The 6,332-nt window shown below is 34.2% G+C and carries 6 protein-coding genes; 5 read left to right on the top strand and 1 reads right to left on the bottom strand.

The window, feature by feature from the left end; translation table 11 throughout:
* The first annotated feature begins 251 nt into the window (after positions 1–251).
* The 5 genes from ACFQ02_RS08275 to rplA all read left to right on the top strand — a co-directional run bounded on the left by ACFQ02_RS08275 (position 252) and on the right by rplA (position 3,870).
* Positions 252–1,340 carry an esterase-like activity of phytase family protein gene (locus tag ACFQ02_RS08275; RefSeq protein WP_380821653.1) on the top strand — a complete coding sequence of 363 codons (1,089 nt, stop codon included), beginning with the start codon at positions 252–254 and terminating at the stop codon, positions 1,338–1,340.
* 165 nt (positions 1,341–1,505) lie between these two features.
* Positions 1,506–1,919, top strand: coding sequence for a preprotein translocase subunit SecE (secE, locus tag ACFQ02_RS08270; RefSeq protein ID WP_380821650.1), 414 nt, complete (start codon positions 1,506–1,508; stop codon positions 1,917–1,919).
* 1 nt (position 1,920) lies between these two features.
* A complete protein-coding gene (gene nusG / locus ACFQ02_RS08265) occupies positions 1,921–2,475 on the top strand; it encodes a transcription termination/antitermination protein NusG (RefSeq protein ID WP_380821647.1) in 555 nt (184 codons plus the stop codon).
* 273 nt (positions 2,476–2,748) lie between these two features.
* Complete coding sequence (gene rplK, locus ACFQ02_RS08260) at positions 2,749–3,177, top strand: 50S ribosomal protein L11 (protein WP_380821644.1); 429 nt, start codon at positions 2,749–2,751, stop codon at positions 3,175–3,177.
* 3 nt (positions 3,178–3,180) lie between these two features.
* Entirely contained in the window at positions 3,181–3,870 is a 690-nt protein-coding gene (gene rplA, locus ACFQ02_RS08255) for a 50S ribosomal protein L1 (RefSeq protein ID WP_380821641.1), read from the top strand.
* A gap of 189 nt (positions 3,871–4,059) precedes the next feature.
* Here rplA and tkt read toward each other — a convergent pair whose 3' ends face one another.
* Positions 4,060–6,063 (bottom strand): transketolase, encoded by a 2,004-nt coding sequence (gene tkt / locus ACFQ02_RS08250; RefSeq protein WP_380821656.1) that lies wholly within the window; start codon positions 6,061–6,063, stop codon positions 4,060–4,062.
* Between the last annotated feature and the right edge of the window lie 269 nt (positions 6,064–6,332).

The raw sequence follows: 6,332 nt of genomic DNA, 5'->3' as shown, positions 1-6,332 counted from the left end.
TACTGTGGGAGCGGGTGTTGTAGCTAGAATTATTAAGTAATTTTAGATAGACGATACTGAAATAATTATAGAGAGGGTACTTTAGGTACCCTTTTTTTTAAGCTGATAAAATCACCGCACTTAGGAGGCATTTTTGCTAGTTACAGAATATATTGACAATATTAAAGATTGAGATATAGAATGATTACGTTTTTATTATTCTCTAGAATAATAATCTGTCAAAAACTATCTCTAATTATGGAATCCTTATCATGAAAATCTCTTCTTTAACCCTTACATTATTTACTTGTCTTTCATGTGCATCTTGTTCAGTAAATAGCACTGTTTCAACTCCTAATAAAATTGATTTTGCTGGACAACACACTCTAGAATGGAATCATAAATTCAATAATGATTTATTTGGAGGTATCTCAAGCCTTTATTTTGATAATAAAACAGAAGTGTTCTACGGTATTTCTGATGATAAAGAAAAAACGAGAGTATATAAAATTAAAATGGATTTATCAGAGAAAGGAATCAATAACTTTAAAATTGACAATGTAATCTATATTCAAGATCCATCCGAAAGCTTAGATGCCGAGGGGATTGCCCTTTTGGATAATAAATCGTTCTTTTATACTTCTGAAAGAGGGAATATTTTACGGCTGAGCAATATTAACGGAAAGTATATTAAAAACTTTGATCATGTTATTCCAGATTACTACAAAGTCAAAGATAATGAAGGTCACCGTTTTAATTTAGGAGCTGAAGGCTTATCTATGACGCCAGATAAAAACTATCTCTTTTTAGCTTTTGAAAATACATTAAAACAAGATGGTGAAATTAATTCCGCTAAAAAAGGAAGTTTGAGTCGAATTCTAAGATATAAATGGGATAAAAAGGCTAAAGAACTGGTTCTTGATGGTGAGTTTTTGTATGAGATAGGTCCTATTCCAAAAAAAGAAATTAAAGAAAATGATAAATCGGATAATGGCGTATCTGAAGTTTTGGCATTAAATGAAAATAAACTACTTATTATTGAAAGGGCGGGTATCCAGTTGAATGAAAAAGACTGGGAGAATAAAATTAAAGTTTTTTATGTTGATCTTTCAAATGCTACGAATATCAAGAATGTTGTAGCAATTGATGAATTAGATAAAAAACCTGTTACAGCTAAAAAAGAACTATTTATTGATTTCAATAAAGTAATGAAAGAGAATCCAGACTGTATTGAAGCAATAACATTTGGTCCTAAAATTAATGGTCAAAAAACTTTAATTTTTGCAAGTGATAGTAATTTTAATGATACTCAAGCAAACAAATTCTACCTCTTTATTGATAAAAAAGGAGTTTTAAACTAGGATTGCACTATTTTGCATAGTATTTCAGAAGTATTTTAATCTGCATATTTTTAAAACTTTGACTCCGTAATTTTTGTGATTACAAGTAGGAAATAGAGGGATAAAATGTTATAATAGCAGTTTAAGATAAAATCCCAGTTAAGAGTTAGTAATGGATTAGATGATATGTCGTTAGATATTGAAAAAAAGAAAAATACTTCTGAACTTACAGAAAGTTCCAAATCAAAAATTGTAAACCGATCGTTGTGGCTACTTTCAATTGTTATAATTTGCATCGCTGCGTTTGGGAATATTTACTTTGTTGAAAAATTCGTTTTACCTATACGTGTTGTTGGTGTTGTTGTTTTGTTGCTGATTGCGTTTGGAATTGCATCAACTACTAATCAAGGATCTAAAGCGTTAGTTTTTTTGAAAGATTCTAGAGCAGAATTGCGAAAAATTGTGTGGCCTACTCGTCCAGAGGCAATGCAAACCACTTTAATCGTTATTGGTGTTACTGTGGTTGTATCGTTAATTTTATGGGGATTAGATTCTATTATTGTGTCCATAATTGGTTTTCTAACAAATTTGAGGTTATAACATGGCAGAAAATATCGCTAAAAAGCACTGGTATGTATTGCAAGCATTCTCTGGTTTTGAGGGGCGTGTCGCAGCAACCTTACGTGAATATATAAAATTAAACCAAATGGAAGATCAATTCGGTGAAGTATTAGTGCCAACAGAAGAAGTCGTAGAAAATGTCGGTGGCAAACGTCGTAAAAGCGAGCGAAAATATTTCCCTGGATATGTGTTAGTACAAATGGAAATGAATGACTATACATGGCAATTAGTACGTAGTGTTCCTCGAGTAATGGGATTTATCGGTGGCACCCCAGATAAGCCAGCACCGATTAGTAATCGTGAAGCTGACATTATTTTAAATCGTTTAGAGCAAAATTCTGATAAGCCAAAACCAAGAACAGTTTTTTCTCCTGGAGAAGAAGTTCGAGTGAAAGAGGGGCCTTTTGCAGACTTTAATGGTATTGTGGAAGAAGTCGATTATGAAAAAGGTCGTTTGAAAGTATCTGTATCTATTTTTGGTCGAGCGACACCTGTTGAGTTGGAGTTTGCTCAAGTAGAGAAACAGAATAACTAACTTGTAATCACTTATTAAAAAACACCAAATTTTATTTGGTGTTTTTTATAGAATCTATTTAGTTAGATTACTATTTATTACATAAGACTTTATTCCTATTTGATAAATACTCAAGCTTACAATATCGATTTAAATATGAACTTACGCTTGAAAAGTAGTCATAATAACGTTAAAATATGCGACTTATTACAACGAGTATCTAACTCGTGTTTTTACTAAAATAATTGGGAAGCTAATTTATTAGCGTTATTACCCACAATTAAGGAAACTAAAATGGCAAAAAAAGTACAAGCTTATGTCAAGTTGCAAGTTGCAGCTGGTATGGCTAACCCATCACCACCTGTTGGTCCTGCGTTAGGTCAACAAGGTGTAAATATTATGGAATTTTGTAAAGCATTTAATGCTCGTACAGAAAGTTTAGAGAAAGGTCTTCCAATCCCAGTTGTAATTACTGTATATGCTGACCGCTCTTTTACTTTTGTGACAAAAACTCCACCTGCAGCAGTGCTGTTGAAAAAAGCGGCAGGAATCAAATCTGGTTCAGGTAAACCTAATAAAGATAAAGTAGGTAAAGTGACTAGAGCACAAATTCGTGAGATTGCTGAAACTAAAGCCGCTGATATGACAGGTGCAACTGTTGAAACTAAAATGAAATCTATTGAAGGTACAGCTCGTTCAATGGGTTTGGTTGTGGAGGATTAATCAATGGCTAAAATAACTAAACGTATGAAAGCAATTAAAGCAGGTGTTGACTCTAATAGATTTTACCCTATTGACGATGCCATTGTACTTTTAAAGCAATTTGCTACAGCAAAATTTGTAGAAAGTGTTGATGTCGCAGTAAATTTGGGGATTGATCCACGTAAATCAGATCAAAATGTACGTGGCGCGACTGTGTTGCCACATGGAACAGGTCGCAGTGTACGAGTCGCTGTATTTACTCAAGGTGCAAATGCTGAAGCGGCAAAAGAAGCTGGTGCAGATTTAGTAGGAATGGAAGATCTTGCTGAACAAATCAAAAAAGGTGAAATGAATTTTGATGTTGTTATTGCATCTCCAGACGCTATGCGTGTTGTTGGTCAGTTGGGGCAAATTTTAGGACCACGTGGCCTAATGCCAAATCCAAAAGTAGGTACTGTAACACCTAACGTTGCTGAAGCTGTGAAAAATGCAAAATCAGGTCAGGTTCGTTACCGTAACGATAAAAATGGTATCATCCATACTACAATTGGTAAAGTGAGCTTTTCTGAAGCACAATTGAAAGAAAATCTACAAGCTTTGTTAGTTGCTTTAAACAAAGCAAAACCATCTACATCTAAAGGTATTTTTATTAAGAAAGTAACCCTTTCAACTACCCAAGGTGCAGGTGTTGCTGTAGATCAATCATCTCTATAAGTTATAATTGATAGATTATTTCTTGAAAAGAATAAAGCCTTGCATTTTAGCAAGGCTTTATTTATTTTGTATTGCTTTTTTGATTTTAATATACGTCATAATTACAATATGACAGCTAGAAAGTAACAGGAAAATTACGAAACATAAAAACTCCCCAAGCTATAACCTGGGGAGCTAACTTTTCAAAAATTACAAAATTTCTTTTGCTTTACGAACTATGTTATCAACTGTAAATCCAAATAATTCAAATAATTGATTGGCTGGTGCAGATTCACCAAAGCTATTCATACCTATAATTCGACCTTCAAATCCAATATACTTGAACCAAAAATCTGCAATACCAGCTTCTATAGCTATCCTTTTCTTCACTGAGGCTGGTAATACTGAATCACGATAACAGAGGTCCTGCTTGTCAAATACATTAGTTGATGGCATAGAAACTACTCTCACTTTTATTCCTTCCGAACAGAGTTGCTCTGCTGCTTTTACGGCTAATTCAACTTCTGAACCAGTTGCAATTAAAATTAATTCTGGGGTACTTTCACAGTCTTGCAATATATAGCCACCACGCATTATGTTAGATAATTGCTCTGAAGTGCGGTTCATTTGAGTTAAATTTTGACGAGTAAAAATTAACGCACTTGGTCCATCATTTCTTTCAATAGCCATTTTCCATGCTGCGGCTGATTCTACTTGATCACAAGGTCTCCAAGTATCTAAATTTGGAATTAGACGTAAGGCACTAGTCTGCTCAACTGGTTGATGGGTTGGTCCATCTTCTCCTAAACCAATAGAATCATGAGTATAAACAAATAAAGTACGCTGTTTCATTAATGCAGCCATACGTATTGCATTATGAGCATATTCCATGAACATTAGGAAAGTTGCTCCATAAGGTATAAATCCACCATGGAGTGCGATACCGTTCATTATTGCCGACATGCCAAATTCACGCACTCCATAATTTATATAATTACCATCCACATTTTTATCAGAACGAATAGGCTTCGAGCCTGACCAAAGAGTTAAATTTGAACTAGCTAAATCTGCTGAACCACCTAAAAATTCGGGTAAAATATGGGCATAAGCTTCAATCGCATTTTGTGATGCTTTACGACTGGCTATAGTGGCAGGATTTGCTTGTAATTTTTCTAAAAAAGCTTGAGATTCTTTTTCCCAATTTGTTGGTAATTCGCCAGCTAAACGACGTTTTAATTCTGCACTTAATTCAGGATAAGCTTTCTCATAAGCTATAAACTTTTGATTCCACGCATCTTCTGCTATTTGACCTTTCTCTCTGGCGTCCCATTCTTGGTAAATATGAGTTGGAATTTCAAATGGTGCATAGTTCCAATTTAACGCTTCGCGAGTTAACGCAATCTCTTCATCACCCAGTGGAGCACCATGACTATCATGAGAGTTCGCTTTGTTTGGAGAACCAAAGCCAATAATTGTTTTACAAATAATCAGAGTAGGTTTATTTTTTTCTTCTTGTGCTTTTTTAACCGCACTTGCTATTTGTTCTGAATCATGTCCATCAATTGCGGGAATAACTTGCCATCCATACGCCTCAAAACGTTGCTGAGTATTATCTGTAAACCATCCATCAACATGACCATCAATAGAAATATTATTATCATCATAAAATGCTATTAATTTTCCTAAGCCTAGTGTTCCAGCAAGTGAGCAAGCTTCGTGAGAAATACCTTCCATTAAACAGCCGTCACCTAAAAATACATAAGTATAGTGATCAATAATATTGTGGCCATCTCGATTAAATTGTCCTGCAAGAGTTTTCTCTGCAATTGCCATACCAACCGCATTAGTGATACCTTGACCTAAAGGACCAGTTGTAGTTTCTACTCCTGGAGCATAGCCATATTCAGGGTGTCCTGGCGTTTTTGAGTGAAGTTGACGGAATTGCTGTAAATCACTAATTGAAAGATCGTAACCTGTTAAATGTAATAAACTATAAATAAGCATTGAGCCATGTCCATTAGAAAGTACGAATCTGTCACGATCTGGCCAATTTGGATTATTAGGATTATGTTTTAAAAAATTACGCCATAATACTTCTGCAATATCAGCCATTCCCATTGGTGCACCTGGATGACCTGATTTTGCTTTTTGCACTGCATCTATACTTAAAAAACGTATCGCATTCGCAAGCTCTCTATTATTTGCCATATGTATTCTCCTTAGAATATAAAGAAAGATAAGATATTTATTATTTTACCGTATTTTTAATGGGAAATAGCAAATATTTTTATAGTAGATAAGCTATAAAAGTTATTTTTATATACGAATCAATAATCATAAAATAGCAATATAAGATCTCCTAAGTGCGGTGATTTTATCAGCTTAAAAAAAAGGGTACCTAAAGTACCCTCTCTATAATTATTTCAGTATCGTCTATCTAAAATTACTTAATAATTCTAGCTACAACACCCGCTCCCACAGTA

Source organism: Seminibacterium arietis, from assembly GCF_042675725.1.
Taxonomy (GTDB): Bacteria; Pseudomonadota; Gammaproteobacteria; order Enterobacterales; family Pasteurellaceae; genus Seminibacterium; species Seminibacterium arietis.
The sequence above is the reverse complement of the archived record's forward strand: the minus strand, read 5'-3'. Positions and strand labels throughout refer to the sequence as shown.

Bases quoted from the DNA above. Each gene is read 5' to 3' on its own strand.
- nusG (WP_380821647.1), top strand. From the start codon at position 1,921: ATGGCAGAAAATATCGCTAAAAAGCACTGGTATGTATTGCAAGCATTC.
- rplA (WP_380821641.1), top strand. From the start codon at position 3,181: ATGGCTAAAATAACTAAACGTATGAAAGCAATTAAAGCAGGTGTTGAC.
- ACFQ02_RS08275 (WP_380821653.1), top strand. From the start codon at position 252: ATGAAAATCTCTTCTTTAACCCTTACATTATTTACTTGTCTTTCATGT.
- secE (WP_380821650.1), top strand. From the start codon at position 1,506: ATGTCGTTAGATATTGAAAAAAAGAAAAATACTTCTGAACTTACAGAA.
- rplK (WP_380821644.1), top strand. From the start codon at position 2,749: ATGGCAAAAAAAGTACAAGCTTATGTCAAGTTGCAAGTTGCAGCTGGT.